The 1,083-nt window shown below is 62.8% G+C and carries 1 pseudogene; it reads left to right on the plus strand.

From position 1 onward, the window contains the following. Nucleotides 1–18: 18 nt before the first annotated feature. Nucleotides 19–876 (plus strand): annotated as a pseudogene (locus AWB65_RS35005) (carboxyl transferase domain-containing protein); the annotation flags it as partial. Nucleotides 877–1,083 lie beyond the last annotated feature (207 nt).

Genomic DNA, 1,083 nt, shown 5'->3' on the forward strand with positions numbered 1-1,083 from the left:
CGGCATAAAGGGCGCGCCATGCCGATCATCGAAACGAAACTGAACCCGCGCGGCGAAGAATTCCGCACGAATGCGGCGGCGCTGGAAGCGGTCGTCGCGGATTTGAAAGAGAAGATCGCGAAGCTTGCGTTGGGCGGCGGGCAGGCGGCGCGCGACAAACACGTCTCGCGCAACAAGCTGCTGCCGCGCGAGCGCATCGCGCAACTGCTCGATCCGGGCACGCCGTTTCTCGAACTGTCGCAACTCGCGGCCTACGGCATGTACAACGACGACGCGCCGGGCGCGGGCGTCATTACGGGCATCGGGCGGATCGCGGGGCACGAGTGCGTGATCGTCTGCAACGATGCGACGGTCAAGGGCGGCACGTACTATCCGGTCACGGTCAAGAAGCACCTTCGCGCGCAGGAAATCGCCGAGCAGAACCGGCTGCCGTGCGTGTATCTCGTCGACTCGGGCGGTGCGAACCTGCCGAATCAGGACGACGTGTTTCCCGATCGCGATCACTTCGGGCGCATCTTTTACAACCAGGCGAACATGTCGGCGCAGGGGATTGCGCAGATCGCGGTGGTGATGGGGTCGTGCACGGCGGGCGGTGCCTACGTCCCGGCGATGAGCGACGAGTCGATCATCGTGAAGAATCAGGGCACGATTTTTCTCGGCGGCCCGCCGCTGGTGAAAGCCGCGACCGGCGAGGAAGTCAGCGCAGAAGACCTCGGTGGCGGCGATGTGCATACGCGTCTGTCGGGCGTTGTCGATCATCTCGCGCAAAACGATGCGCATGCGTTGGGGATCGCGCGCAGTATCGTCGGCAACCTGAATCGCGTGAAGGAAACGCCGCTCGCGCTGAGAGAACCGTTGCCGCCGCGCTATGACCCGCAGAGTTGCCGCTCGGCCACCGCCTGAATCCACTCTGAGCCGATCCAACTCGCGCATCGACATCGCGATGGTCCCAGTGGTGTTCATCGCTCGCGCTCCTGAAACGCTTATCTGGCAATGAACCTACGTCAAAACCCGACATTTCTTATATGGTCGCCTCCCATTTGCAAGGCGATATTGTTAGAGGCGAGGAGGGTGGTTGCGGAC

Source organism: Caballeronia humi, from assembly GCF_001544475.1.
Classification (GTDB): domain Bacteria; phylum Pseudomonadota; class Gammaproteobacteria; order Burkholderiales; family Burkholderiaceae; genus Caballeronia; species Caballeronia humi.